The sequence below is a fragment of the Cohnella boryungensis genome, assembly GCF_042651945.1.
Taxonomy (GTDB): Bacteria; Bacillota; Bacilli; order Paenibacillales; family Paenibacillaceae; genus Cohnella; species Cohnella boryungensis.
This window is the reverse complement of record NZ_JBHSED010000013.1, coordinates 351,681-378,387: the sequence shown is the minus strand read 5'-3', so window position 1 is coordinate 378,387 and position 26,707 is coordinate 351,681. Positions and strand designations below refer to the sequence as shown.

Here is a 26,707-nt window from a genome sequence, read left to right as displayed (position 1 = left end):
AAGGAGCATGGTTATGGTAGCAGAAAAAACACTCGGCTCCAAAATGTTCGACTGGCTGTTAGTCGTTATTCTGGTGGGTATCGCCCTTCTATGCGTTCTTCCCATCTGGTACATGCTAGCCGTCTCTCTTAGCGAAAAATCCGCTGCCTCCGCAGGGCTTGTCCGCCTGTGGCCGGTGGGGTTCAACTTGAATTCCTACGAACAAATCGTCGGGGATGCGAAGTTCTTTAATTCCTTCTTCATTTCCGTCAAGCGGGTGCTGCTGGGAGCCTCGATAAGCTTTGTAATCACGGTTCTGATGGCGTATCCTTTATCTAAGAGCGCAAAGGATTTCAAGCTTAGAAACGTGTTCATGTGGCTATTGGTTTTCACGATGCTGTTTCACGGGGGATTGATACCCTGGTATCAAACGATCAAAGAGCTGGGACTGATCAATAACATTTGGGCGCTTGCTCTTGGCGGCAGCGTTCCGGTGTTCAGCGTCATTCTGGTCGTGAACTACTTCAGGAATTTGCCCAAGGAGCTAGAAGAGGCCGCGGTAGTAGATGGGGCGGGTCCGTGGTACATGCTTTTGCGGCTTTATATTCCGCTTGCCGTACCCGTACTCGCGACAGTGACCCTGTTCAGCATCGTCTACCATTGGAATGAGTTTTTTAATGGTCTGGTGCTGATGACCCGTGAAAATCACTATCCGCTGCAAACCTACATTCAACAATTGGTCATTACGATTAATACGGCGAACATGACGGAGGACCAGTTCAAGAGGCTGAGCGAGATGTCCAACCAGACGCTGAATGCGGCGAAAATCTTCATCGCGATGATTCCGATCCTGGTTGTTTATCCGTTTCTGCAACGCTTCTTTATTCATGGCATCACTCTCGGTTCTGTCAAGGAGTAGCGCGCGTTATCCAAATTCTCTCACCTGCGCAAGGGTGAGGGAATTTTGCCGTTCTGCATGAAGGATAACAAGAGGAGGATTACAATGGCCGCTTCGGAAATGCCGATCTTCATCATGGAGCACGAGCCGGACTATCATCTAGAACCGCTTCACCGTCATCGGATGCTGGAGGTGGGCTGCTGTCTGGAAGGCTCCGGCACCTTTTATTTCGGGTCGAAGAAATACACGATCTCCGCCGGAGATGTATTCATCGTCAATCCGATGGAGCCTCATCGAGCGCATTCGGCGGCAGGCAGTCCAGCCAAATTTCTGTTCGTTCTCTTCGAGCCCACCATCTGGCTGCATACCGAACCGGAGCTGTTGCTTCCCTTCTTGTACCGTCCCGAATCGTTCGAGAATCGAATCCCCTGCGAGGCGGATTCCTCCTTGGACATTACTCGCGAGATCCTTGCCATGTGGAAGGAATATTCAAGACAAGAGCGGGGGTTCTATCATCAATTAAAGGCTCACCTCATGAGCATCTGCGTAGCTCTTCTCCGGCACTACAAGCCTTCGCCCGACAGTCAGGAGAAAAGCGCCGTTATTTCCGCCTACCGCACAATCAGACCGGCGATCGAATATTTGGAGCGCAGCTACGCGGAGCCTCTCACAATTCAGGAGGTGGCTGCCATCGTGCACCTGAGTCCTTCCAGGATGCAGTCGCTCTTCAAGGAAGCGGCGGGTACTACCTTTGCTCAATTTCTCAGGACGATTCGCATCCAAGCGGCCAAAGAGCTGCTTCTGCGGACGGAGCTCCCGATTACGGACATTTATTACAGCAGCGGATTTCAAAGCCATTCGGCCTTTTATCGCGCATTCGTGGAGAATGCGGGGATGAAGCCCTTAGAGTACAGAAACCGCTATGGAGCTTTCTTGCTTCAAGCAGTCGGGCTCCCCTCTTCCTGATTCCTGATGTTCGACAAGCCTATCCAGGCTCTCGAGGCATGAGAGGGAGGGACAAGGACATTCCGAGCTGTCTAGCGAATTCCTAGTTATCGAGAGCGCAGAGCGACGCGATGAACAGGAGGCGGCGGCATGGACTGGCTGGATGACTATAGGGAAGAGGTCGAGCGGATTTTCGCAGAAGCGGCGGCGGGTAGCGCTTCGTTGTTTCCTCCGCAGCTGAATGAAGCGAGGAAGGCTCTTCTCGCCAAAGCCAATCCGTTGCAGAACGGAGCAGGCACGAACTATATTTGTTATCTATTGCCTGCTTGGCTTAAGGAGCAGACGGCGAGCTCGGACGAGCTTTGCCGGGAGCTTGCCGTGGCCAATATAGATGCGATGCTGCATTTTTTTCTTCTGGACGACGCGATGGATGCAGGGGCCGCCCTGAATCGGGAGGAGCAGCGCCATTATCTGGTGCTGAGTCAGCTTCTGCATGAGCGCTTCAGGCAACGCTACGGCCGCTATTTTGCCGGGAATTCGCCGCTGTGGTCCTACTATGAGACTTATCTGGCCGATTGGGCCTCCGCCGTGGCTGAAGAGGGCCGAATACGGGCCGAGCCGGAGGAATTTCGCAGGCTTGCCCGCAAGTCGGCTCCGGTGAAGCTGTGCGCAGCGGGAATGCTGCTGCTGGCCGGAAGGCAGGAGCAAATACATCAACTGGAGGAAGCCCTTGATCTCACGCTTGCGACACTGCAGCTATCGGACGATTGGGCGGATTGGCAAGAGGATTTGCATGAGGGCGGCGAACGGCGCAACGCCTTCCTGACGCTCGTCAGAAGGCTGCTTGGCGGGTCGGAGGAGCGGGGGCTGGAGGAGCAAGAGGTGAAGCGGGCAATCTATCATTCGGGAGCGTTGGCGGCCCTTGCGGCGATTGCCGAGGGGAATCACGAACGGCTTGAGCGGGTGGCTTGCGCTCCTGTCGGATTGGTGTCATTCCATTCCTCTATTGTTAAGGGAATCCGCAGGGATGACCGCGCGGCGGAGGAATTAAAGTCCAAGCTGGCATCGGAAGGCGGATTGTCCATAATCTTGTCGAATCTACATAATCTAAAACAATGACTGGGATATCAAAAGGGATTATCTTGCCGCTGGAGACAGGGTGGACAAATCCCTTTTTCCCTTTCTCTACTGAACACACAATGACCTTATTTTTAGCTTGCCTGCAAGACCCGTCTTGATTATTGTTTGAGGTTTCCTATTCTCTCGTCGTAACTCCCGTACTGTCATCCCCGACGATAATTGCATCCCCATCATCACTGCCTACATCGACCAAATAGTAGGTTATGTGATTTTCCTCATCATTCAGCAATAATGGTTTGTGCTTTTTTACATCGTTATTCGCAGTTTTAACCATCAAGTTAGTAGAGTTATCGATACTTACAACTCCGCCCCATACATTCTTTGAAACGAGTTGATTCTCTTCATAAGTTACATAAAAAGACTTAACGGATAGTTCGCTTTTCGCAAATTCCGATTCAACCTTATGGTCAAACGTCCAACCTTTTTCTTTTCGCAAAGAAATGATTCCAACAACCCGTTTTCCTTTAATTGTTTTGTCGTAAAGATAAAAACGATTTTGGTCGGATTCTAACCTTAACTTTATATCCTCATTCGAAATACCCTTAGACCACAATATTCCGTTCGGCAAATTTTTCACATAATAACCGACAGCTATCGCAGTTAAACCTAATAAGGCTACTGAGATTATGATCAGCTTTGTGATTCTTTTTGGCACTATAAACCTCCTCAATGATTCGTTCTGAATTTCGTTTAGGACTTACGATCAAAGTAAGTAATGCAGAGCTCGCGAGAAAATATTAAAAGTGATTCGGAAAGTGCACAAGACGAAGTGGGGGGGTTGCAAAAAATTACCTTTTACGACATTCTACAACAAATTAACCTCCTGAAATTAAGTATTTATGACCATTTAATCCTTTTTTTGTAATTATATTACCATTTATATGAGTTAAATTACAATTCATTGGAGGTTGGATGATGAGGAAGAAAATGATTTTGTTATTAGTTTTATCTCTTTTCATGACTCATAATGCTTTTGCCCAGAGTAATATGACTGAAGCGGATATGTTGGAAGGTAATTTTGAGAAAAAACAGTTAGTTGTGGAACAGTTAATTAATCAACTAATAGAAGTTCGTCTTAAACTGGCTAGTAATGAAGAGGATTCGTTGTTAAATCTCAGCTACAGCACATTGGCTTCACAAGAGGCGCAAATAGAAAAGCTTCTGCAAGATCAAGGAGTTCGACATGCAACCCAAGAAGATCTAAATAAAATAGGGCCTTCGTTAAATGGAATACAACCAAGCAATTCTTTGAGAGCAGCTCCACCATCATGGGGGCCTTATGCTAATGTAGACATATTAACTTGGGGAGAAGAAAATGTTAACTACAATGGTACCAACAATAAACTTTGGATTTTTTACGCAGTTCCCAAAAATGGCGGTGGGGCTCCTCTTGTTAGACATTACGATTGGGTCAATTTGCAGTCGCAACCAGTACCACATTCCACGTGGATTAATAAAGTCTTCACAATCTATGCACAAAAAACAATTGGACAGATTCCCATCGTAACTTGGCTGCCATATGAGTACTTCTGGCCGTCACGCCCCACTTTTGATTCCTACGATGATTATGAGATAAAAGTATCTTATGCTTCTACAATGAAATATGTATTTAAATATTTCTCAGCCTCTGACGTGTGGAATCTTGTTGCCTCTGCCAATAATGTCTCATTTCTTGAAAAGCATTCAATTGTTACATTTTACAATAACCAACTGCAATCTCCCACTATTAAAGACAGACAACGTACAGTGTGGGCCGATGGATGGGATAATCTCATCACGACTGCATGTCAATCTATTGGTGGGTATTCATGGTCATCAGTAGACACTCAAATTTATAAAAACGGTAATGGCTCAACAGTTTTGAGTGTCTATCCACATTTTGCAAAATATGCGCCTGATCTCATCTAGTTGCTAACAAATATGCTATGAAAATAATGTCGTAATTTCTTGCTAATCTAGCATAAAATTGAGGACTTGAGAAGAGAATCCATGATATGATGAAAGGGTCAATCCACCACATATTGGAAAGGTCGTGTCCTCATGTCATTGGAATCTCTTAAGGTACAGATTATCCAGAAGGCCTGGGTAGACCCTGAATTCAAAAAAAGCCTGCTGGCTGATCCGAAGGCGGCGATTAAAGAGGCGTTCGGCATTGAGATTCCCGCAGCAATCGATCTGAAGGTGGTTGAAGAAAATCCCTCGCAGTATTATCTGATTCTCCCTCCCGGCCCGGAGGATGTCGGCGGAGGACTGGCGAGCGTTAATACCGTGTGGTAAGCGCCAATGGCAAACAAAGGATCGAAGCTCCGGCTTCGGTCCTTTGTTTGCCATTCGGAGAGCCTTCTGTCCGAACGGTTCCCGCGAAGCGTTCCGCAGGCCCGTCCGGCGCCATCCCGAGCCCATCGAATCGGCGGCGGAGGCTAGGCCTGCCTGTTGCCGTCCTCCTCCTCAGGAGGAGCTTGCTCCGCCCGGCGGGCGACAAGCGGGAAACGAATCGTGACCTCTGTCCCCTGAGATTTGACGCTATGGAAGGCGATGGTTCCTTTCATCACCTCAATAATGCGAAACGTAACCATTAGCCCCAGTCCGGTGCCCTTTGCTTTGGTCGAGAAGAAGGGGGTGCCCAGCTTGGCCACCTGATCCTCTTCCATGCCTTCTCCGTCGTCCTGAATGCGAACTACGATTTCGTCCTTTTCCCTGAACGCGGACACGTCGATCCTGCCGTTCATACCCGTCGCTTCGAAGCTGTTCTTGATCATGTTGATGAAGGCCTGCTTGAGCTTCGAGGAGTTGCCCTCAAACAGCAGATCAGACTCTGAAGAGAACGCGAGCACTGTGCCGTGCATGGCGGCGAGCGGCGACATCATCGCTTCGATTTTCTTTAATTCCTCGGCGAGATCGAGTATGACGATGGTATCCATCTCCGGCTTGGCGAAGGTCAGAAAGTCCGTAATAATCGCGGAGGCTCTGTCCAGCTCGTTCGTCGCCAGGTCGAAGTACGGCTTGTTCTTCTCTTCCGATTTGCCCGCCAGCAGCTGCAGAAATCCCCTTGTGACTTGAAGGGGATTGCGGACCTCATGGGCGACGGACGCTGCGAGGTCGCTGATAATCTTCAGCTTCTCCGTTCGTTCCAGTCTATGGTTGTAAAGCTCCAATTCCTTGGAATAGTTCACCAGCGTGGCGTAATCTGAAGATATTCGTCTTGCGAGAATGACGACCAGGGCGACAATCAGGGCGATTACCCCGAATTTCCATAGAAACAGCACATAGGTTTTGTCGCTTAGATAATAACGGGTCATGTCGGTAACGCCCAGTAGGGCAAGCAGGAAGAAGCCTATCGACAATATGAGCGCGTTCCGATTGCCTCTCCGGGCATGCACGATAGATAGAACAATGATGACCAGAAGCTGGATGAGGATAAGCACTCCCCAAATCAGATTGGATATCAGATGGTAGGGCTCGAAGTATCGTTCTCCGACAATAGCATAGAGGATAAGCGCAAGCAGACAGAACAGCGAATAGGCCGCTTGCAGGCGGGCAAACTTTGCGAAGAAGCGATATTGCCCTTCGAACATCTGATTAATATAGTAATTCAGCGAAGGGAAGAGCACGAACATTAAAGCGTCGAACAGGAGCAGCAGCCCGTTTCCGTAGGCCTTGAAATAGATATAGGGCAATGGCGAGTACAGGATCATGAGAAGACCGGTGGCGAGGGCGATCAAGCTGAGAGAAATCCAGGTGCTTCGCTGCCTGCGGTGCAGGTAGCCGGAGCAGAGGAGCATAATGAGTCCGAGAAAAGCGATGCCCGTGCCCAGAAGCACGTCCGGCAAGTCGTGGACGATGAATTCGTCCGACAGCACGTTGAATTCATCCAGCTTAAAGCCGCTGAGCATCCCGGCCCGCTCGCCGGCCGTATCGATGCGGATATAGAGCTCGGTCGGCTCCGAGCTTCGGGCGAGGGGCAGCACCAGCTTATTAAGATCGAAGGCAAACTCGCGTATCGATTGGTAGAGCAGTTGCCCTTCGTTATAGACGTATAGATTGTGCCCATACAGCCGATCGGCGAGCAAGCCGGGGTGCACCCAGCCTTCGGTCGGAGGAAGGACGATTCGAACCCATACGCTGCTTATGCCTTCCGGCAGCGCCGTCTTCGGATCGCTGACGCTTGCGTCCAGCCATACGGTCTCCGGAGAAGGGATGGAGGACCCGCTGTTCGATGCGTAATGAATCTGCCAGCGCTGAAGTGTCAAGGACGACTTGGCGGCGGCGCTGACGATCTCGGGCAAGAACGCGAATAAGACAAGGAGCAATAGGAACAAACGAAAAGCGGGAAGCTCTTGCACCGACTTCATCTTACACCTCGCTGTTACGTTCTGCTGTAGGGCGACGACGGAATCCAGATACCGTATAAATTTCAACAGAATTTGTCATTTTCCTGTTTGTGGGGCCAATAATTATTCAATACCGCATGTAATCTTCGTATTCCTTCCTCCACCTGCTCCTCCGCCAAGTTGCCGTATCCGAGGATGAGGCGATGCCGATGCTCTTCTTTGCGATAGGCGTGAAAGGCTGCGGGATAGACTCTGACTCCTTTGTTCTCTATATGCGACAGCAGCTCCGGGGTGAAGGAAATACCGGCAAATTCGGCGATCAGGTGAATACCCGTAGAGTAACCGGCGACGGTTACCTTGTCCCCGAAGGAGCGAGTCAGGCAGTGAATCAGGAAGTCCCGACGCTTGCGGTAGATTTTCTTCATCCTGGATACATGGCGCTCCAGATGGCCTTCCTCGATAAATTCAGCCAGGACCAGCTGTTCGAGAGACGGAGTATGGAGGTCCGTCAGCCACTTGTGCTGCCTTGCGTTCTCCACAAGCGAGCTGGGAAGGATCAGGTAGCCCAATCGCAGCGCAGGCGACAGAATCTTGCTGAAAGTCCCGATGTAGACGACCCGATCCGGGTCCAGACCTTGCAGGGAGCTGACGGGCGCGCTATCGTAACGGAACTCGCTGTCGTAATCGTCCTCCACGATGTAGCTTCCTGTCCGGGCCGCGTATTCCATGAGCTGAACGCGGCGTTGAATCGGCAACACGCCGCCAAGAGGGAACTGATGGGAGGGCGTCACATAGATCAGCTTCGGCCGCAATCCGGTCGGCAGCAGGTGAGTCATCATGCCCTGTCCGTCTACAGGAACGGCATGAAGAGCGGTTCCCGGCAGAGCGAACATCGTGTGGATCTCATGCGTCAACGGGTCTTCCAGCAGGACATCCGATTGTCCGGTCAGCAGCATTCTGGCAATCAGGGAAATCGCCTGCGTAGCCCCGGTGGTCACGATGAGCTGATCGGGCTCGCACAGGACGCCGCGGCTCCTTCTCAGATAATGGCAGAGCGTCTGGCGAAGCTCGGAGCGGCCCTCCGGTCTGCCGTATCCGAAAGCCTCCGGAGCCGTTCTCGAGCAGGTGCGCTTAGCCAGCTCTCCCCACAGCTTTCGCGGAAACAGGTCGAGAGCAGGGAGGCCGTGCCGAAAATCGATCAGGTCCGGTCTGCCAGGAAGGGGGGAGGACAAGGCGAGCCCTGGGACCGGCCCTTCGGGAGCAGCGCCGACCGTTTGCAGATAGGCGCCTTCGGCGACGTAGGTCCCGGAGCCGTGACGTCCCTCGATGTATCCTTCCGCCAGAAGCTGCTCGTAAGCCTCGACGATGACGGTGCGGGAAACCTGAAGGCTGGAGGCGAGCTCCCGCGTGCTGGGAAGCTTCTCTCCGCTCTGCAGCTCCCCCTGCAGAATCCTGCGGCGAAAGGTCTCGTAGATTTGTCGGAACAAGGGCGTTCCACAGGCGCGGTCAATCGTCGTCCAAGACATAGGCGACCTCTTCCTTCTAAGTGGTACTATGAAAACGGTCGTAAAGTGATCCTTCTATAATCCACTTTAACACGGTACAGTAAGACCTGAAAAGTCGAAACCGTGAAAAATGGAAGAAGGGAGAGTGCGGAATGGGACCGGCCAAGGCACAGGAGCTTGCGGCGCAGGCGCTGAGGGCCGTCGCTTGCAACGACGGAATCGCGAAGCTCGTCCAGGGATCGAGGGAGCTATATCCGCTTCTCTACAACGCGGCAAGGAGATATATGGCTGGCGAGTCGAGAGAGGACGCGGTCTGCGAGGCAGTCCGGTTGGGGTATAAAGGGTATGGCGTGTCGTTGTGCCTCATGGGGAAGGAGGCGGCGGATGAACGGGAATGCTCGGCCGTGCGGGATGAGCTTCTGCGGCTCGTCGGCATGCTGGGCATTGCGGGACGCTCGTCTACGATCTTGCTCAATCTGTCGCATATCGGCATGGCGGTCGACAGAGAGCTGACGTACCGCTATCTGGTGCAATTAATCCGGGAGGCGGCGATCTACGGAATTGAAACGCTGATCGAATGCGAAGAAGAGTCTGGAATGGACGACGCTCTGGACATCTACAAGAGAGCCGCAGAGAGCCATTCCTCCCTGGGAATGACGCTTATGGCGCACTGGCCGCGAACGGACGAAGATATTCGGGAGATTCTGCCCTTGACCGGCCGCATCCGCATCGTAACGGATCGAGACAATTATGGAGGGGACCAGAGAGAATTGGTCGCGGAGCAGCGCAAAGAGAGGGGCATCGGCCTGATCGAGACGGCTCTCTCCACAGGGCGTCCCGTGTCGATCGCCGGGTGCGACGAAGCCTATTATCTTCCGGGAGGGCGCGCACAGCGCTTCGGGGCGCGGAATGCCGAGATCGAGCTGCCCTACGGCGTACGTCCCGAACAGGCGAAACAGCTGAAGGAGAAGGGCTGTCGCACGAGGGTCCGCTTGCCGTACGGCAAGGCGTGGTTCCCGTATTTTCTTCACCGCTTGGCGGATCATCCGTCCCAGGTGTATCGGGCTATCGCGGATATCGCGTCCTTGCAGGCTCCCGAGGAGACCTATTAAGAGGAAGCGTTGCGTTTCATGGACAGGAAGGAAGAGGGTGGTTCGGCTCCGTCGAACGATCCTTTTTCCCGTTCCAAGCGGCGGGGAGATCGGGAGAAGCAGCGAGACGGCTTCGTCCATGCCTTGTGAATCCGCGCGGTTTCTGGGAAAATAGGAACAAGATCGCAAGCTCCGGCTATTACTCGAAAGAAGGGTTACGAATGAACAGAACATCCGTTTACGATATGACTTACGAAGGCTTAACCGAATGGCTGGTCGAACACGGACAGAAGAAGTCGCGGGCGCAGCTTGTCTGGGAGCGGCTGTACCGCGACCGGGCGACGGATTTCGCCGGCATGAGCGGCGGCAATCCGGAATGTCTACGCGTGCTGGGAGAGCACTTCTATATTGATTCGTTAAGCGAGCATTCGCGTCAGGAATCTGCGGACGGCACGGTAAAATTCCTGTTCCGGTTGAAGGACGGCAACCTGATCGAAACGGTGCTCATGCGGCATAAATTCGGTTTGTCCGTATGCGTCACGACCCAGGTGGGCTGCAATATCGGCTGCAGCTTCTGCGCGAGCGGGCTGATTAAAAAAAGCCGGGATTTATCCAGCGGCGAGATTGTCGAGCAAGTGATGAAGGCGCAGCGTTACCTGGACGGAGCGGGGAAGGGGGAAGCGGTCAGCCATCTGGTGGTGATGGGCATCGGCGAGCCTTTCGACAATTACGGCAATCTGGTCAAGTTCTTGGATGTCATCAAGCACCAGAAGGGTCTCGCGATCGCGGGACGGCATATCACGGTATCGACAAGCGGTCTCGCGGACAAAATCTATCGGTTTACCGACGACGATCTGAAGGTGAACCTGGCGATCTCCCTGCATGCGCCGAACGACGAGCTGCGAACGCAGATTATGAAGATCAACAAGGCCATCCCGATTGCCAAACTGATGCAGGCGATCGATTATTATTTGTCCAAGACGAAGCGGAGAATTACGCTGGAATACATTTTGCTGAAAGACGTGAACGACCAGCGGGAGCATGCGCTGGAGCTCGCCGAGCTGATCGGAGAGCGCCGGTCTGCCGTCAATGTGAACCTGATCCCTTACAATCCGGTCGACGAGCACAGCCAATATCAAAGAACGCTGAGGGACAAGGTCAGCGAATTCTACGATACGCTTAAGAAGCAGGGCGTGAGCTGCAGCGTTCGGCTGGAGCATGGAGCGGATATCGATGCCGCTTGCGGACAGCTCAGGAGCAAGCAAATCAAAAGCGAAAAGGTTGCTCAAGCCTAGCAGCGAGAGGAGAATCACTCATGAAATATCGTCGTTTGGGAAGCGCCGGGCTTCAGGTCTCGGTACTCGGCCTGGGCACGAACTCGTTCGGCAAGAGGGCGGACCAGGAGACCTCCATTCGGATCGTGCACGATGCCATGGACCGCGGCATCAATTTTATCGACACGGCGAATATCTATGCGGGAACGGAGTCCGAGCGGATTATCGGGCTTGCGTTGGAGGGACGGCGATCGAATGCCGTCCTGGCGACGAAGGCAGGGCTGGTGAAGGACCAGGGGCCGAACGGCCGGGGGTCGTCGAGGTTTCATCTGCAGCGGGAGCTGGAAGACAGTCTGCGCCGGCTGAGGACCGATTACGTCGATCTCTATCAGATTCATACGTTCGATCCTCACACGCCTTTGGAAGAGACGCTGCGGACGCTGGACGACTTCGTGAGCTCCGGCAAGGTGCGCTATATCGGAGCATCAAACTATGCGGCGTGGGAGCTCATGAAGGCGCTGGGGATCAGCGAGCAGAAGGGATACTGTCGCTATGTGTCCACTCAGGCGAGCTACTCGCTCGCGGATCGCACGCCGGAGAATGAGCTGGTCCCGGTTTGCCTGGATCAAGGCGTCGGCATCATCCCCTATTTCCCGCTGGCCGGAGGGATTCTCACCGGGAAGTATAGCCAGTCCGATCGGGAGCCTCATGGGTCGCGGGCCATGACGGACCCGAGCTTCGCCCGTTTTCTGGAGGACCGTTATCTGATGCTGGCCGAGCAAGTTGGACAGCTTGCCGCCGAGCAGGGCAGCACACCCGGCACGCTGTCGCTGGCCTGGCTGATCGGGCGCCCTGCGGTGTCGACGGTCATTGTGGGAGCGACGCGGGCGCAGCAGCTGGAGGACAACCTGCGCAGCGTGGACTTAGAGCTGGATGAGGCCACGGCGGCCAAGCTTGGCGAGATCAGCGCAGAGTTCCTCTACGGCAAGCCGTTCGCGCTCTACAGGCTGCCCTGAGCCAGCGATCGACGGAGCTATTAGATGAAGTAACGATTAGGGGGGATGAAGCTGCCGAACCTGCAAATCGGAACTTTCGTGCTGAACCTCGAATTACTTGTGTATATCGCTGCGGGATTCATCGGCGTGCTGGCGGTTCGCTATCGGCTGCGCGGCAGTCCCGATCGGGACAGGCTCGTGTCGGATGCAGGGAATGCCGTGCTGGTGTGGCTGCTTGTCTGGAAGGGAAGCCTGCTTCTGTTCGACCCGGCTGCCGTTCTGAAGCACCCGCTGTCGTTGGTTTTCTTCAGCGGAGGGATCAAAGGCCTGTGGCTGGCTTCCCTTCTCGCGTTAGCTTTTATTTTCCTAAGGAACTATAAGCGGGCCGGACTTCGGGAGACGGCGCTGGCAGCGGCAGCATGGGGAGCGACGATGGCCGCCGTAGTGTTCCTTGCGCTTATTCTGGCAGCCGATTCGTCCGGGTCTTGGGACTATTTGGGCTTGTTTGCGGCCGCGGGAGCCGCGCTGCTGCTGCTCGGCATGTCTCGCAAGGCGGTCGCGCAGGCGGTCGGTATGGCGCTGATCGCAACGATGGTTCTGTATGCGGCGCTCGGTCCGGCGGAAGCCGGGGGCGTGCGCAACCAGCAGGCAGCGCCGGAAGTAGAACTGACAGACCTGCAAGGCAAGGCGGTTCGCCTGTCCGATTATCGAGGCAAAACCGTTGTGCTGAATTTTTGGGCGACCTGGTGCAAGGTATGTCAGGCGGAGATGCCGCATGTGGAGAAGTTCTACCAGGAGTATCGGGATCGGAACGTGGCAGTTCTCTCGGTAAATGCGACGACGCAGGAGAGGAGTGTCCGTCTCGTGGCGGAATACGCGGAAGAAGAAGGATTAAGCTTCCCGATCCTGCTTGACGAACAAGGCGAAGCGCTTAAGAGCTACAAGGTAAGAGCGTATCCGGCAACCTATGTCATTGATTCTTCCGGCAATCTGCAAGGACGGTATCTGGGAGCGTTGAGCTACGAGAGCTTGAAAAAGGCTGTCAAGGCCGCCGAACGATAAAGCGCCGAAGCGAAGGAGAAGATGGACGCAGCATGAGTACTCTCGACAGCTTGGATACGGCCGTCTGGTCCATGGAAATAAACGAATCGCCCAGCCGGTTGACATTGTCGACCGGCTGCTTGAAGTTGTTTGGCAGACCCGAAGGCCGGAGGCAATGCGATCCGTATGTGCTGGAGGAGATCGTGCATCCGGAAGACCGAAAGCGCTTCCGCAAGCATATGGATCTGTTGGCCGAAGGCGATTCCAGCACGATCGAGCATCGTCTGCTTCTCGGCAAGGACGAGATCAAGTGGGTGAGGCATACCGGCATCCCGCTGTGCGGCCCGGATGCGCAGCTGGTTCGCATCGACGGCTTCCTGCAGGAAATCACCCGCCAGAGAGCGGCCCGCGATCGGTTGGAGAGCAAGCTGGATATGCTGGAGAAGCTGCTGGACAAGATCGATGTGGCCATCTGGTCCTATGACTGGACTACTCGATTGTTTACTTTCGTGTCCGAGGCAATGCGATCCCTGACCGGTTATCCGGTGCATTGGTTGGTCGACGCCCGGAATTGGTCGGACATCATCCACGAGGATGACCGCGCGCATTTTACACGGCTTGAGGAAAGCTCGCGTCGGGGCATTTCGGATATAGTCGAATATAGAATCCTTCACGCCGAAGGTCAGCTTCGCTGGATCCAGACGAAAATTATGCCGCTGGTCAACGAGCGGGGAGAGGTTGTGCGCGTAGACGGAGTCTCGGTGGACGTGACGGAGAGGAGGTTGGCCGAACAGGAGAGAGATCGCAGCCAGCAGAGGTACAAGTCGTTATTCGATTACAACTCGGAGGTCATCTGCGAGCTGGACCTGAAGGGCGAAGTGATCGACGTCAACCCGATTGCCGAGCAATTGACCGGGGAGCGGATTGTGGGGCAATCGGCGGAGTTTCCGCTGGAGGAGGTATTCGGGCGAGATAATTCGCAGCTGCTCGTGGAGTATTTTGTCCAGACGATAAGCGGTCATTCCACTCAATTCGAGGTGGTGTCCCGTCACCGGAACGGGGGCGAATTCCATTGGGAAATGAAGATGATCCCGATCTACGTGAATCAATGCGTCGAGGGCGCCTTCGTCATCTGCAAGGATGTCACAGCCCGCAAAAGGGTGGAAAAAGAGCTTAGAAATCGCGAGGCGCAGTATCGCCTGATCTCCGACAACAGCATGGACCTGATGGGGGTGCTGGATCGCAACGCCCGAGTGTTGTTCGTTTCCCCGGCCTTCGAGAAGGTATTAGGCTACTCCTTGGATTCGCTGCACGGGATAGAGGCGAAGCAGGTTATTCATCCGGACGACCATTCGCGTCTCCGGCTGGAGCTGAAGGAGATCGTCGAGAATAAGAGCAACAGGCTTTTCCGCTGCCGGATGCCTCATGTCGACGGACATCTCGTCACGCTGGAAGCCTCGTGCACCCCGGTGCTGGGAGACGACGGAGAAGTGGAGAATATCGTGGTGATCGTCCGCGATATTACGGAGAAGGTGAAGATCGAGCTGGAGCTGCGCGAGAGCGAGGAGAGATACCGGAGCTTGATCGAGCTGTCTCCCCAGCCGATGCTCGCTCACAGCGGGGGAGCCTTCCTCTACATGAACGCCGCCGGCTTCCGACTGCTGGGCGCGGATGCGGGGGCCGGACTGGCGGTTCAGACGATCTATGATATTGTGCACCCCGAGGACCGCAAGGCGGTTATCCGCAGAGCGAAACAAACGGCGGGATCGAAGTATGCCGGAGTGATGGAATATCGGATTATCCGTCAGGATAGTCAAGCGGTCGAGGTAGAGGCAACCGAAATCTATGATGATTTTACGAAGACGACGTTGACTTTGTTCACCGATATTACAGAGCGCAAGAAGATGGAGCGGGCGCTTCAGCAGAGCGAGGAGCGTTACCGGAGGCTTGTCGAGATGTCTCCCGTGGCTATCGCCGTCTACAAGGAAGGGGAGATTATTTATTTAAATCCGGCCGGCTCCCGGATGCTGGGAGCGGGAGAAGAGTTTGAGACGGAGACGATGCTGGATTGGGTGCACCCCGATTCGCGCGAGAATGCCCTGCGGAAGATTCAGGACACGGAGGCTAACGGCTATGCTCCTCCGGGGGAATTCCAGATCAAGCATACGAACGGCCATGTCATCGATATCTCGCTCATGTCGATCTATGATTCGCAATCCGACTCGATTCAACTGATGTTTGAGGACATTACGGCAAGAAAACAAACGGAAAGGGCGCTGGTGGAAAGCGAGGAGCGGCATTTCCGCTTGCAGACGAGTCTGGACCGATTCTCCCGCGATCTGTTCGGGGTGATGAAGATCAGTCAGATGGAACGGCGGTTGGTCAAGGAAGTCCGGGATATCCTCGATGCCACGAAGGTGAGGGTGAGGGAAGAAGAACCGAATGCGGACGGACTGTGCCGGGTCATGGAGACGGAGCGGGGTTATTCAGTGAAGCTCGGCGAGGTGCGGGGCAAAAACTATGTGCTGCGCATTGACGAGAAGCTGCCCCTCATGGAGATTACGTCAAAGAAGGTATGGCTGGAGACGTTGGCGCGTTATGTCAGCGTTCTGTTCGATCACTTCCTGCTCATAGAGGATTTGACGAAAGAGCTGGAACGGACGGCTTCCCAGCAGGTTGCCCCTACGTGGCTGCTGAGACTGTTATTCAAGCTGTCCGAGAATGAACGCAAACGCTTGTCCCACGACCTGCATGATTCGGCTCTGCAGGAGCAGATTATTTGGTACCGGGAGCTTGATCGGCTGACGGCCCACGAAGAGCTGCCGGTTGGAATGCGCGGCCACATCGAACGGATCGCTCAGGGCTTGCTCGATGTGATCTACCAAATCCGCTTGACCTGCAACGAGCTGAGACCGCCTATGCTGGAGGAGGGCGGCCTGATCTCCTCGCTGGAGGCGCTGTTCGCGGTGACGCAGCTCCGCACGAACTACCGGATTGTGTTCAAGTCGGATCCGTTCTTCCGCACGCTGGACGATGATCTGCTGCTCGGCTTGTATCGCATCATTCAGGAGCTGTTGGCGAATGCGACGAAGCACTCCTTTGCCTCGGAGGTTCGCATTGCCCTCTCCGTTCAGAATGGCAGGATTCAGTTGGATTATGGGGACAATGGGGTGGGGATGGACGTCAGGAAGATTGATAATTCTTTTGTCAGCATGGGAATATATGGAATGAGGGAGCGGGTGCGAAGCTTGAACGGGACGATCCAGCTGTACTCTTCGCATAATAAGGGTTTATCCATCCTGATCTCCGTCCCTTGGATTGAATAGTTTCGTTTCCACTCCAGACAACGAGGTGAAGGCAGCATGATTAAGATTTTACTGGTGGACGATCATCCGGCGGTCATGGAAGGAACGAAGATTATCCTTGAGCAGGAGGGGGGCATGAAGGTTTTTCTGGCGCACTCTGCCGGAGAAGCCTGCGAGAAGGTCGAGCAGATGGCCTATGACGTCATGCTGATCGATCTCAATCTCTCCGACGGCAACGGCATCGATCTGGCCAAGCGGGTGTTGAAGCTCAGGCCGGAATCGACCATTCTTATCTACACCGGCTTCGATGTCAGCAATCACTTCAATCTGATGATCGAGTCCGGCTTGTGCGGATTTATTCCGAAGACGTCCAACAGCGAGCAACTGCTGACCGCCGTCCGCTGCGCTCTGCGAGGCGAGGTGGTGCTCCCCCTTTCCCTAGTCAGGCAGCTGCGCCGAACGACTCTGCAGGCCGCGGAGTCGAACAATTCCTCCGTTGTGAATCTCGCGATCAGCCACAAGGAATATGAAATTCTGAAGCAAATCGCCAAAGGAAAGAGCAATAAGGATATTGCGGAGTTCGCTTTAATGAGCCAACGCTCTCTGGAATATGCGCTGACCAACCTGTTCGTCAAGCTTGGCGTGAAGTCTAGAATCGAGGCGGCAATCAAGGCTAAGCAATTGGGATTTCTGTCCGACGCGGACTTTATGCCGTAATTGTCCTATGGCCGCAGCAGCCCGAAAAAAAATTGCGGGGTCGCGCCATATATTTTCGTGTTGCCAATCGTGCTGCCCTATTATGATCAAGCTAGTCTAGGACAATACGTGTTGATTCACTTAACGCTAAGAAAGGGATGCGAAGAGTCGTTGACAGAGGACTTGGCGGAAACTATTCGGCCCGTTCATGAAAATAAGATCGATTTGGACGAAATTATGAAGCTTGCGGAGGATTTGGTTGTCGGGCAGAATCGCCTTCATCAATTGTCGCAGAAGCTGAAGATGCGTATGGCGGAGGAGACGACGGAGGAGCTGGGCCAGATTGCCGAGCATTTGACGTATGTGATCCATGGCTTGCAGGAAAGCGTGCTGAAGGCTAAGCGGCTTCCGATCGCGACGATTCTCGACGACCTGCCCTTGCTGGCGGAGGAATGCTCTCGAGACTTGGGCAAGGAAGTGAGCCTGAGGATTGAGGGAGAGAATACCCAACTGGACCGCGATATTCTGGAGGCAATCGCGGAACCGCTCAGAGAGCTTGTCCGCAATGCGATCAAGCATGGCATCGAGCGCCCCGAGACCAGGCAGGGCCAAGGGAAGAGGCGGGAAGGAACGCTGAGAATTACGGCGGACCGGGAAGATAATCAGGTCGTTATCCGGGTAAAGGACGACGGTGTTGGTATTGATACCAAATCCGTGATACGGCTGGCTCTGAGCCGAAGCCTGACGACTTCCGAAGAAGCGGCGTCCATGACGGATCGAGAAGCCGCTGAGTTGGTTCTGCACCCTGGCTATCATAGAGGAGAGGGCGGGGGGCTTAAAGCGGTCAGGACAAGAGTGGAGAGCGTTCAAGGCTTGATCGATATCGACACGGCTCCCGGTCAGGGAACCTCCTTCCGAATTCAACTGCCGCAGACGCTGGAGCTGCTCTTCGGCGTACTGGTGCTGCTGGGCAGGCATATCTATATCATCCCAAGAAGCGCGATCTCGGAGATCGTAGAAGCCGATTACAGCGATATTCGAAGTCAGGACGGACGGCAAATGTATCCGCTGCAGCACAGGAATCTGCCCATTGTCTGGCTTCATGCTCAGTATCGTATACCGAGAGTTGTGAAAGCGACAGAGAAAGTACCGCTGGTTATCGTCGGCTCGGCGGAGCGCAGAGTTGCGCTAGCCGTAGACGAGGTGCTCTGGAGCCAGGATGTGCGCATGAGGCTTCTGGGCTCTTATATCGGCAAATCGGAGGGTGTTGCGGGTATGGCGATTCTCTCGGGGGGAAAGCCCGCGATGATTGTCGATGTAGCCGCCATTACGGCGCTTCATGCCGGCCGTTCGGATCGAACGGACGCCCGCTAGCGGAAGCTCGGGAATAATGCACAATAACGTCCTGTAACCCCTAGTTGACAGAGGGGAGAACGTAGATTTTTCACATCCTGCAAATATTTGTCTAACACTTTTGTAGTATTATGCCTAAGATGCTGACGGATGTTCGCATTGGAAATCTAACGACAGGAAAGGTGCTGAATCGATGCATAAGGATTCGCCTTATTTATTGGATATCGTAGCGTACTTTGCCAAGCTGCACGGTCTAACCGCAAGAGAGAGGGAAATCGTATATTGTCTTGCCAGACATGGCTACAGCAATAGGAAGCTGGCGGAAGCATTATGCATCACCGAGAAAACGGTCAAAAATCATATCGCCAAAATTCAGGATAAAACGAAGGCCGGATCGACGAGAGAGCTGCTAGCGATGGTTGTCGAGCAATTTATTGTACATAACCGACTGCTTACGGATAAGGAAATGGCTGTGGCCCTCTAGAGATATGAGCGAAGTATGAGCAAGCCTTGCAAAAAATAAAACGAGGCGCAGACGACCCGGAGGCTTTAACAGATTGTGGGGGCAGGAGCGGGGCGCCGCAATTGGGCAAGTGAATTCATCCAGCTCGCCTTGCTTCTCGTGAGCAGGCAGAGACGTTCAAATAAATTCAGGAAAGAGCCGAGCGCCGGGAGGTTAATACCCCGGCGCTCGGCTTGTTTCGTCCATCGGATAGCGGGTTTTCACGCTCGCTCAGATACGCTCGTCCTGTCGGGTCTTTCCAGGGCGGAACAGAGCCCTGGCGTCCGCAGCTTCGTTCTCCTTGGCGGTGATTCGGTCCGGTATCAGTCTGAATACGGCGGTGCGGCTTCCCAGCGAAGAGACGTATTTCTCCACGTGACTGCGAGCGAGCGGCTGATCGTAGTAACCGGGCACGTATTTGTCGAGCATTCGCTGCATGGCCTCGGTGGCCTCATCCAGATCGGATACGGCCGTCACGTCGCCGAAAATCATAACGCTCATGTAAGCCGTGTCAGTATGGGCGGGAACCGATGCGGTAATCGTGCCGAGGTCCTCGCATACAGTGAAGCAGACCTGGTTATTGTGGCGCAGCATATCCGTCTTGCGGCCCTCGGAGGCGCCGTGGAAATAGACGGAGCCGTCGTGCCATACATAGTTCAGCGGGACGACATAGGGACGGTCCGCCGAGGATAGGCCGAGAAAGCCGGTTCTTGCCTGGGCAAGAAAGGCGTCGATCCGCACGGGATCGAGACATTCAAGCTTGAACATTCGCATGGGGATCATGGGCTGTCACTCCTGTCCGATATTGTGGTAAGCTCATTGTATTCAAATACTGGCATGGTTGTAAGTGACAGATTTAATAAGAATAAAGGGGTCAGAGGGCGGAAATGATCGGGTTATCTCCATTGCTGGAGCGGGATAGTACAGTCCCGCTCTACAAGCAGCTGTACGTCTATATTCGGCATCAGATCGAATCGGGCAAGCGTCAGCGTAATGAGAAGCTGCCTTCCATCCGGGAGCTGTCGACCTTCCTTCTCTTGAGCAAGAATACGATAGAGCTTGCCTATCAGCAGCTCATTGCCGAGGGCTATGTGCAGAGCAGGCCGCGAAGCGGGCTGTTCGTCCTTGCGCTTGAGCCTGTGATGGAAATGGTGCCTATGGTTTGCAAGAAGGACTCTCAGGGCGGTCCGGGTCAGCAGGAGAGGCCGCCCTTGATCGCCGATTTTCAGTACGGGGATGTCGAGCTTGAGCGCTTTCCGTTGGCAATATGGAGAAAATGCCTCATGGACGCGTTTCGCTTTGAGTCCCGTCAGGTGCTCGGCTATGGACATATACAGGGCCAGAAGGAGCTGCGTGCCCAGATTGCCCGGTATTTGCAAGCCTCGCGCGGAGTCGAGTGCTCTCCCGATCGAATCTTTCTCGCGAGCGGAACGCAGCAGGCGATCAGCCTCTTATGCCAGTTGCTGCCGCAGATCAGAGTAGTCGGGATGGAGGAGCCCGGATATGACGGTGTACGAACGGTGCTGGCTAACCATCGGCTGACAATCGTTCCGATACCGGTTGAAGCAGACGGGCTGAGCGTGGAGGCGCTGCGGCGCAGCCGAGCCGATGCGGTCTACGTCACGCCTGCGCATCAGTTCCCGCTGGGCGGCGTGCTGCCCGTCGGGAAGCGGCGAGAGCTGCTCCAGTGGGCGGAGGAGACGGGAGGACTTGTCATCGAGGACGATTACGACAGCGAATTCCGATATCAGGGACAGCCGATTCCCGCGCTTAAAGCGATGGACGCGCTGGACAGGACGATCTACCTGGGGACGTTCTCCAAATCGTTCATGCCGGCTATGCGCCTTAGCTACATGGTGCTGCCGGAGCGTCTCGCGGGTGACTTCCGCGCTCGGCTGGAGTCTTACAGCCAGTCGGTATCTCCGCTCTTGCAGCAAGCGTTGTTTTTATTTATGAAAGACGGCCATTATGAAAGACATGTCCGTAAGACAAGAAAAAGCTATCAGGCACGACATCGAACGCTGCTCCATGCCATTCATCGGGAAATGGGGGAGCGGGTCGGGGTAATCGGACAGAAATCGGGTCTGCACATGCTTCTGGACGTCTATGGCCGCGAGAGCACGGAGCTTGTGAATCGGGCCTTGGAGCATGGCATTCGGGTGTACGCGCCGAGTCGCCACTGGATGAACCCCGAGGATTGTCCGGATTCCTATGTGATGCTCGGCTTCGGAGGGCTTGAGGAAGAGCGCATTTCCGCGAGCATCGGCAGGTTAAAGCAGGCGTGGTTCGATGATCGGACTTGATTTGGCGGAATGCGGCGATGCTCCGCGCGGTAAAGTGCAACCGAATTGGATATCGGGTACAATGGAGCTAGGAAAGCAGAATGCTAGTTAGGAGCTGTAAGCCATGTCGGCAGATGAAGTGATTCTGACCAAAGAAGGTTTGGACAAGCTCCAGGCCGAGCTTGATGACCTTAAATATGTAAAGCGCAAGGAGCTGGCCGCGCGGATCAAGCTGGCCATCAGCTATGGAGACCTTAAGGAGAATAGCGAGTACCATTCGGCCAAGGATGATCAGGCGTTCATGGAAACGAGAATACTTGTGCTGGAAAAGATGCTTCGGCACGCGCGAGTCGTAGACGAGAGCAGTCTGGATAGCTCCAAGGTTCGCGTCGGTTCGACCGTGGTCCTGAACGATATTGAATTCGCCGAGAAGATCGCCTACCGCATTGTCGGTCCCGCCGAGGCGGACGTGAACGAGAACAAGATTTCCTACGAAAGCCCGCTTGGCAAGGAATTGATCGGCAGGCAGGTAGGTGAGATTATCGTGGTGGAGGCTCCGGTGGGGGCCGTGAAGTATGAATTGCTGGAGATCAAGGTCGACTAGACGATCCGGGGTACGGGAAGCGGGAGCGAGAGGGGAATTTTCCTTGCGCTCCCGCTTTTGATTTAACGATCGGATAGACCAAGATTACACAACGTCTGTCGCCGATTCAGGGACGGCGAAGCCGTTGTTACTTGTCTCCTTGCACTATCGTTCCGTCATGCTTTGTTGCGATTTCCTGTGATCCGGATCACAGGGACGCCGAAGAAGACTCGTCTATACTGGGTCTTGTCCAAACAGAAAAGACGAGGGGGAACTTATAATGCTTAGCGCAAAGAACATCGAAATCATCAAGTCCACGGTGCCGGTGCTGGAGGTGCACGGAACGGCGATTACGACGCGCTTCTATGCGAGAATGTTCGAGAATCATCCCGAGCTGCTGAATATTTTTAACCACGCCAACCAGAAGCAGGGAAGGCAACAGACGGCATTGGCGAACGCCGTCTATGCGGCGGCGAAGCACATCGACAATCTCGGAGCGATTCTTCCGGTCGTTAAGCAGATCGCCCATAAGCATAGAAGCTTGGGAATTAAAGCCGAGCACTATCCGATTGTCGGGCAAAACTTGCTTGCGGCTATTCAGGAGGTGCTCGGGGATGCCGCTACCGAGGAGATTATCGGCGCTTGGGCGAAGGCTTACGGCGTAATCGCGGATGCTTTCATCGGCATAGAAGCGGATATGTACCGGGAAGCGGAGCAGCAGGAAGGCGGCTGGTCGGGATTCCGGGCGTTCAAGATTGCGAAGAGAGTGAAGGAAAGCGACGTAATCGATTCTTTCTATTTGGTGCCGTCGGACGGAAAGGGGATCGCGAGCTACCTGCCGGGACAGTATATCAGCGTCAAGATGGATATTCCCGGAGAAAAGAATACGCACATTCGCCAATACAGCTTATCGGATGCTCCCGGAAAGCCTTATTACCGGATTTCGGTCAAACGGGAGGACGCGATTCAAAGCCTGCCTGCCGGAAAGGTATCGAGCGATCTGCACGATCGGGCGGGCGAGGGAAGCGAGCTATGGATTTCGGCGCCGGCCGGAGAATTCACGTTGAATACGGAGGACCATCGTCCAATCGTGCTCATCGGGGGCGGGATCGGCGTGACTCCGTTAATGAGTATGCTTAGCGTGCTGGCGGAATCGTCTCCTGGTCGGCGCGTGACGTTTATTCAAGCTGCTCGCAATGGGGAATGGCATGCGCTGAAGCCTCAAGCGGAGGAGTTGGCGCGCCGGCACCCGCATATCCAGACTTACTGGTGCTACGAGCAGCCCACAGCTCGCGATCGGGAATTGCAAGGCTATCACAAGGAAGGCTTCGTGGATCTTCCTTGGCTGCAATCGATTATTCCTTCTAAGGATGCTTGCTTTTATTTCTGCGGTCCGGTTCCGTTCATGAAAGCCATTTACCGTTCCTTGAAGGAGTGGGGCGCTGCGGAGCAGGATATCCGTTATGAGTTTTTCGGGCCTGCCGGTTCATTGGAGACGGCTTGAGCGCGTAGCAGCCGATTCACCGTCTCGCGGCGCAGTCCAATAAACTGAGCGATTTCATCCTGAGTAAGCAGTTCCTTCAGGGGAATATCCGGGAAGTAAGCGCGAAACCAGCCTTGAAGCTTGCTTAGCTTGTCGGCGGGCGACACTTCCGTCAATTGGTCGATACGCTTCTGCATCATTCGCAGCTTGTCCTGGAGGAGCAATGCAATTGAGCGGTAGCGCTCGGGGCTCTGCTCCAATTCCCGATACCATGTTGCTCCCGAGATCGGCTCAATCTCGCAGGTGGTAAGCGCGACGGCTGTTCCGTGATTCGGATTCGGACTGATCAGCGAATGATGGGGAATGACTTCATCCGGCACGATGATATTCATCAACGTTGGCGTGCCATCCTCATGAAGACGGATAATCTTGAGCAGGCCGCTCCTGACGCGGTAAAGCGATCCTATGTCGCCCTGGCGAAACAAAATTTCTCCTCGATGCAGAATCACGCGAGCCCGCCTTTCTTCTGTGACGTTCAAGCGACTGCCCGCGCTGCGGGCTGTTCGCTTTTTCTTTGCCCATTATAGCAGTTAAGATACAATCAATCGAACACCCCGGCGCGCTGACGGCTGAGACGGCTTCGGTCAAACATGCTATAATTAGAAGCAGTCTGTACAGTCGAGCTTTCACATTTTATCGAAGCGGGGTTTGGTCATGATCTGGGAAAATAAAATCGCGACGACATTGCAGTGGACGAAGGAAATATCCAATAGAGAGCAGAAGGAAGCGGTTGCGGCCAAAATCGCCGAACGCGTGAAGGACGGAGACGTGATCGGCGTCGGCTCCGGCTCTACTTCATACCTTGCGCTGCTTGCGATCAGCCAGAAGGTCAAGGAGCAGAAGCTGCGCGTGACAGCGATCCCGACATCTCACGAGGTGTCGTTGACCTGCTCGATTATGGGGCTTCCGACCTCTACGCTTCTGAACGCGAGACCCGACTGGTATTTCGACGGCGCCGACGAGGTAGATCCGAAGAAAAACCTGATCAAGGGAAGAGGCGGCGCGATGTTCGCGGAGAAGCTCGTCATGAAGAGCGCACCGGAAAACTACATTCTTGTAGACTCCTCGAAGTTCGTCTCGTTTCTGGGCGAGAAATTCGCGGCTCCGATTGAAGTCGATCCGCGTGCGCTGCACCTCGTCGAGACGGAATTGGCCAAGCTGGGCGCGCGCGAGGTGACGCTGAGAATGGCGGTATCCAAGGATGGCCCGGTCATTACCGAGGCGGGCAATCTGATTCTGGACGTGCGCTTCGCCCAGATTGCCGACGGCTTCGAGAAGGAAGTCAAGTCGATTCCTGGCGTTGTCGAATCCGGATTGTTCATGAACTATAACTTCGAGGTTTTAACAACTTGAACCTGAACCGACGCAATACGCAAAGAAACGGCTGCTGTGTAAGCAGCCGTTTCTTTGCGTTGGTCAATCCGATTCGTTCGCCGTTGCATCGGCGTAGAACATCAAATAATTAGAAAGCTGACCGGACCAGTAGGAGGGATCGTGCCCTCCGGCATTCGGCACCCACAGAGCATCGACATTACGGTCTCGCAGCTGCTCGTAAAGCGCATAGTCCACCCTGGTCAACGGATCGTTCGCTCCGGCATCCAGATAAACCCGAACATCGCCGAGCTCGGTCTTCTTCGCAAGCCGGAACGGATCGCGCGCGTCTCGCAACGTCTCGCTCGGGTACAGCCAATCGCGCTGATCGGTATATAGATCGCTGGAAGTGCCGTCCCAGATAGCCGCGCTGTGCGCGCCGATCTTGCCGAATAGCTCGGGATGCCGGAAGCCGAGATGCAGGGCGGCGAATCCGCCCATCGATGCGCCTCCGATCGATCTTCCGGCCTTGACGGCATCGGTTCGATAATTCGCATCGACATAGGGAATGACTTCCTGAATGAAATAATCCTCATACGGCCCGATATCCACGCCTCCAGGGTCTACGCCTTCTCCAGGCGCCGTATTTACGCCGAAGCTGTTGCCATAGTCCGGACATACAATAATGAGGGGACGAATCGTTCCATCGCGGATAAGACGATCGGCCGTCTGGTCCAGATGCAGTCCGCTGAACCAAGCATCCTGATTTCCGCCATAGCCGTAGAATAAATACACGACAGGGTAGCGAGCGAGGGCTTCCTCCTTGTATCCCGGTGGAAGATATACGGTGATTCCGACTTCCCGTCCCAAGGTGTCGCTGCGAAAATAGGCATGCTCGATTTGCGAGCTTGTGGAAGCAGGCGCCGGAGTGGGTGGAGTGGACGGCGAGGAGACTGAGGGAGCCGCATCGGGGCTCGAAGCGTTGCCGCATCCGACGTTCGCCAGAGCGAATGCGACAAACCAGGCGAGGTAGAAAGAAATTTTCATTTAGGGGAACCTCCTTAGCTTTTTTCATGGCAGGGTATAGGCCATCCGCCGGTTTCGGCATTGCGAATCGAACGGATTGGATGCTTTGCGCATGGAACGGGGAAAGTAAGCTTGAGCTTAGACTAAGGAGGTTCCCCATGAAAAAACTGTTTCTTGCTCTGTGTATCCTGCTCGTGACCGCTTGCGGACATCAATCGCTCAACATGAAGACGCAGCCGATGCCCCTGAGGTCCTCATCCATGCAGACAAGCGCGATCGAGACTACGCTGCCTGCGAACAAGTATGTCGCCAAGAGCAATGAATCGCTTCAGGAGATCGCGGACAGATACCACCTGAATCTCGACGAACTGCTGCGGGCCAACCCGGATCTGCAGCGAACCGGCGGCGGCAATCCGAATGCGGGCCAACCGGCGGCGCCCGGAGCGGGAGGGAATACGCAAATCCCGCAGGGACAAGAGGTAAATCTTCCGGCAAACGAGAGTATGACCGGCTATGAGCAGGAGGTGCTGAGACTGACGAATGCGGAACGGCAGAAGGCAGGCTTGCAGCCCTGCGCAGGCGACGACTCTAGTCTGAATCGTTCGGCTAGAGCCAAGTCCCAGGACATGGCCGTCAACGGATACTTCTCCCACAATTCCCCCACATACGGCGATCCGTTCGCTATGATGCGGAGCTTCGGGGTGCAATATCAATCCGCAGGCGAGAATATAGCCAAAGGCCAGCCGTCCCCGCAGGAGGTAGTGCAAGCCTGGATGAATTCCCCGGGGCACCGCGCCAATATCCTGAACGGGGCTTATACGCACCTGGGTGTAGGTTACGTGGCGAATAACGGACAGCCTTGCTGGACGCAGCAGTTTATTTCGAAATAAGCAGGCAGTGCGCGGGG

At 54.4% G+C, this 26,707-nt stretch carries 24 protein-coding genes; 18 read left to right on the top strand and 6 right to left on the bottom strand.

From position 1 onward, the window contains the following. The first annotated feature begins 13 nt into the window (after positions 1–13). The 3 genes from ACFO1S_RS09470 (at position 14) to ACFO1S_RS09460 (ending at position 2,941) form a co-directional block, all read left to right on the top strand. On the top strand, positions 14–898 hold the full coding sequence (locus ACFO1S_RS09470; RefSeq protein ID WP_204602601.1) for a carbohydrate ABC transporter permease: 885 nt from the start codon (positions 14–16) through the stop codon (positions 896–898). An 84-nt stretch (positions 899–982) separates the two neighbouring features. Further along, positions 983–1,843, top strand: a complete 861-nt coding sequence (locus ACFO1S_RS09465) for a helix-turn-helix domain-containing protein (protein WP_204602602.1) — start codon at positions 983–985, stop codon at positions 1,841–1,843. A 129-nt stretch (positions 1,844–1,972) separates the two neighbouring features. Beyond that, the gene (locus ACFO1S_RS09460) at positions 1,973–2,941 is read left to right on the top strand and encodes a hypothetical protein (protein ID WP_204602603.1); all 969 of its coding nucleotides are present in this window, start codon (positions 1,973–1,975) and stop codon (positions 2,939–2,941) included. Positions 2,942–3,077: 136 nt separating this feature from the next. Here ACFO1S_RS09460 and ACFO1S_RS09455 read toward each other — a convergent pair whose 3' ends face one another. Continuing rightward, positions 3,078–3,617, bottom strand: coding sequence for a hypothetical protein (locus ACFO1S_RS09455; RefSeq protein ID WP_204602604.1), 540 nt, complete (start codon positions 3,615–3,617; stop codon positions 3,078–3,080). Positions 3,618–3,874: 257 nt separating this feature from the next. On the opposite strand from ACFO1S_RS09455, the gene ACFO1S_RS09450 reads away from it, so the two are divergent. Beyond that, positions 3,875–4,870 (top strand): hypothetical protein, encoded by a 996-nt coding sequence (locus ACFO1S_RS09450; protein WP_204602605.1) that lies wholly within the window; start codon positions 3,875–3,877, stop codon positions 4,868–4,870. A gap of 132 nt (positions 4,871–5,002) precedes the next feature. Continuing rightward, on the top strand, positions 5,003–5,239 hold the full coding sequence (locus ACFO1S_RS09445; protein WP_204602606.1) for an NHLP leader peptide family RiPP precursor: 237 nt from the start codon (positions 5,003–5,005) through the stop codon (positions 5,237–5,239). Between the two features lie 143 nt (positions 5,240–5,382). On the opposite strand, the gene ACFO1S_RS09440 is transcribed toward ACFO1S_RS09445, so the two are convergent. Further along, complete coding sequence (locus ACFO1S_RS09440) at positions 5,383–7,314, bottom strand: ATP-binding protein (RefSeq protein WP_204602607.1); 1,932 nt, start codon at positions 7,312–7,314, stop codon at positions 5,383–5,385. Positions 7,315–7,376: 62 nt separating this feature from the next. Next, a complete protein-coding gene (gene pdxR, locus ACFO1S_RS09435; RefSeq protein WP_204602608.1) occupies positions 7,377–8,819 on the bottom strand; it encodes a MocR-like pyridoxine biosynthesis transcription factor PdxR in 1,443 nt (480 codons plus the stop codon). A 131-nt stretch (positions 8,820–8,950) separates the two neighbouring features. Between pdxR (ACFO1S_RS09435) and ACFO1S_RS09430 the strand changes: the two genes are divergently transcribed. From ACFO1S_RS09430 to ACFO1S_RS09395, 8 genes are all read left to right on the top strand, one after another. Continuing rightward, a complete protein-coding gene (locus tag ACFO1S_RS09430) occupies positions 8,951–9,910 on the top strand; it encodes a hypothetical protein (RefSeq protein ID WP_204602609.1) in 960 nt (319 codons plus the stop codon). A gap of 200 nt (positions 9,911–10,110) precedes the next feature. Then, a complete protein-coding gene (gene rlmN / locus ACFO1S_RS09425; RefSeq protein ID WP_204602610.1) occupies positions 10,111–11,184 on the top strand; it encodes a dual-specificity RNA methyltransferase RlmN in 1,074 nt (357 codons plus the stop codon). Between the two features lie 20 nt (positions 11,185–11,204). Further along, complete coding sequence (locus ACFO1S_RS09420; RefSeq protein WP_204602611.1) at positions 11,205–12,179, top strand: aldo/keto reductase; 975 nt, start codon at positions 11,205–11,207, stop codon at positions 12,177–12,179. 45 nt (positions 12,180–12,224) lie between these two features. Next, positions 12,225–13,220 carry a peroxiredoxin family protein gene (locus ACFO1S_RS09415; RefSeq protein ID WP_204602612.1) on the top strand — a complete coding sequence of 332 codons (996 nt, stop codon included), beginning with the start codon at positions 12,225–12,227 and terminating at the stop codon, positions 13,218–13,220. 32 nt (positions 13,221–13,252) lie between these two features. Next, positions 13,253–16,525, top strand: a complete 3,273-nt coding sequence (locus tag ACFO1S_RS09410; protein ID WP_204602613.1) for a PAS domain S-box protein — start codon at positions 13,253–13,255, stop codon at positions 16,523–16,525. A gap of 36 nt (positions 16,526–16,561) precedes the next feature. Continuing rightward, the gene (locus tag ACFO1S_RS09405; protein ID WP_204602614.1) at positions 16,562–17,221 is read left to right on the top strand and encodes a response regulator transcription factor; all 660 of its coding nucleotides are present in this window, start codon (positions 16,562–16,564) and stop codon (positions 17,219–17,221) included. Positions 17,222–17,371: 150 nt separating this feature from the next. Further along, positions 17,372–18,574: a chemotaxis protein CheA gene (locus tag ACFO1S_RS09400; RefSeq protein ID WP_378126652.1), complete on the top strand. Its 1,203-nt coding sequence runs from the start codon at positions 17,372–17,374 to the stop codon at positions 18,572–18,574. Positions 18,575–18,746: 172 nt separating this feature from the next. Further along, on the top strand, positions 18,747–19,037 hold the full coding sequence (locus ACFO1S_RS09395; RefSeq protein WP_204602616.1) for a response regulator transcription factor: 291 nt from the start codon (positions 18,747–18,749) through the stop codon (positions 19,035–19,037). Between the two features lie 249 nt (positions 19,038–19,286). On the opposite strand, the gene ACFO1S_RS09390 is transcribed toward ACFO1S_RS09395, so the two are convergent. After that, positions 19,287–19,838, bottom strand: a complete 552-nt coding sequence (locus tag ACFO1S_RS09390) for a pyridoxamine 5'-phosphate oxidase family protein (RefSeq protein WP_204602617.1) — start codon at positions 19,836–19,838, stop codon at positions 19,287–19,289. A gap of 104 nt (positions 19,839–19,942) precedes the next feature. Between ACFO1S_RS09390 and pdxR (ACFO1S_RS09385) the strand changes: the two genes are divergently transcribed. The 3 genes from pdxR (ACFO1S_RS09385) (at position 19,943) to hmpA (ending at position 23,424) form a co-directional block, all read left to right on the top strand. Beyond that, a complete protein-coding gene (gene pdxR / locus ACFO1S_RS09385) occupies positions 19,943–21,358 on the top strand; it encodes a MocR-like pyridoxine biosynthesis transcription factor PdxR (protein WP_204602618.1) in 1,416 nt (471 codons plus the stop codon). A gap of 103 nt (positions 21,359–21,461) precedes the next feature. Next, positions 21,462–21,941, top strand: coding sequence for a transcription elongation factor GreA (gene greA / locus ACFO1S_RS09380; protein WP_204602619.1), 480 nt, complete (start codon positions 21,462–21,464; stop codon positions 21,939–21,941). A gap of 259 nt (positions 21,942–22,200) precedes the next feature. Beyond that, the gene (gene hmpA / locus ACFO1S_RS09375; RefSeq protein WP_204602620.1) at positions 22,201–23,424 is read left to right on the top strand and encodes an NO-inducible flavohemoprotein; all 1,224 of its coding nucleotides are present in this window, start codon (positions 22,201–22,203) and stop codon (positions 23,422–23,424) included. On the opposite strand, the gene ACFO1S_RS09370 is transcribed toward hmpA, so the two are convergent. Beyond that, positions 23,382–23,912 (bottom strand): Crp/Fnr family transcriptional regulator, encoded by a 531-nt coding sequence (locus ACFO1S_RS09370; protein WP_204602621.1) that lies wholly within the window; start codon positions 23,910–23,912, stop codon positions 23,382–23,384. The genes hmpA and ACFO1S_RS09370 overlap by 43 nt on opposite strands. A gap of 205 nt (positions 23,913–24,117) precedes the next feature. On the opposite strand from ACFO1S_RS09370, the gene rpiA reads away from it, so the two are divergent. Beyond that, a complete protein-coding gene (gene rpiA, locus ACFO1S_RS09365; RefSeq protein ID WP_204602622.1) occupies positions 24,118–24,816 on the top strand; it encodes a ribose 5-phosphate isomerase A in 699 nt (232 codons plus the stop codon). A 63-nt stretch (positions 24,817–24,879) separates the two neighbouring features. On the opposite strand, the gene ACFO1S_RS09360 is transcribed toward rpiA, so the two are convergent. After that, positions 24,880–25,821 carry an alpha/beta hydrolase gene (locus tag ACFO1S_RS09360; RefSeq protein WP_204602623.1) on the bottom strand — a complete coding sequence of 314 codons (942 nt, stop codon included), beginning with the start codon at positions 25,819–25,821 and terminating at the stop codon, positions 24,880–24,882. Between the two features lie 137 nt (positions 25,822–25,958). On the opposite strand from ACFO1S_RS09360, the gene ACFO1S_RS09355 reads away from it, so the two are divergent. Further along, positions 25,959–26,690 (top strand): CAP domain-containing protein, encoded by a 732-nt coding sequence (locus ACFO1S_RS09355; RefSeq protein WP_378126650.1) that lies wholly within the window; start codon positions 25,959–25,961, stop codon positions 26,688–26,690. Positions 26,691–26,707 lie beyond the last annotated feature (17 nt).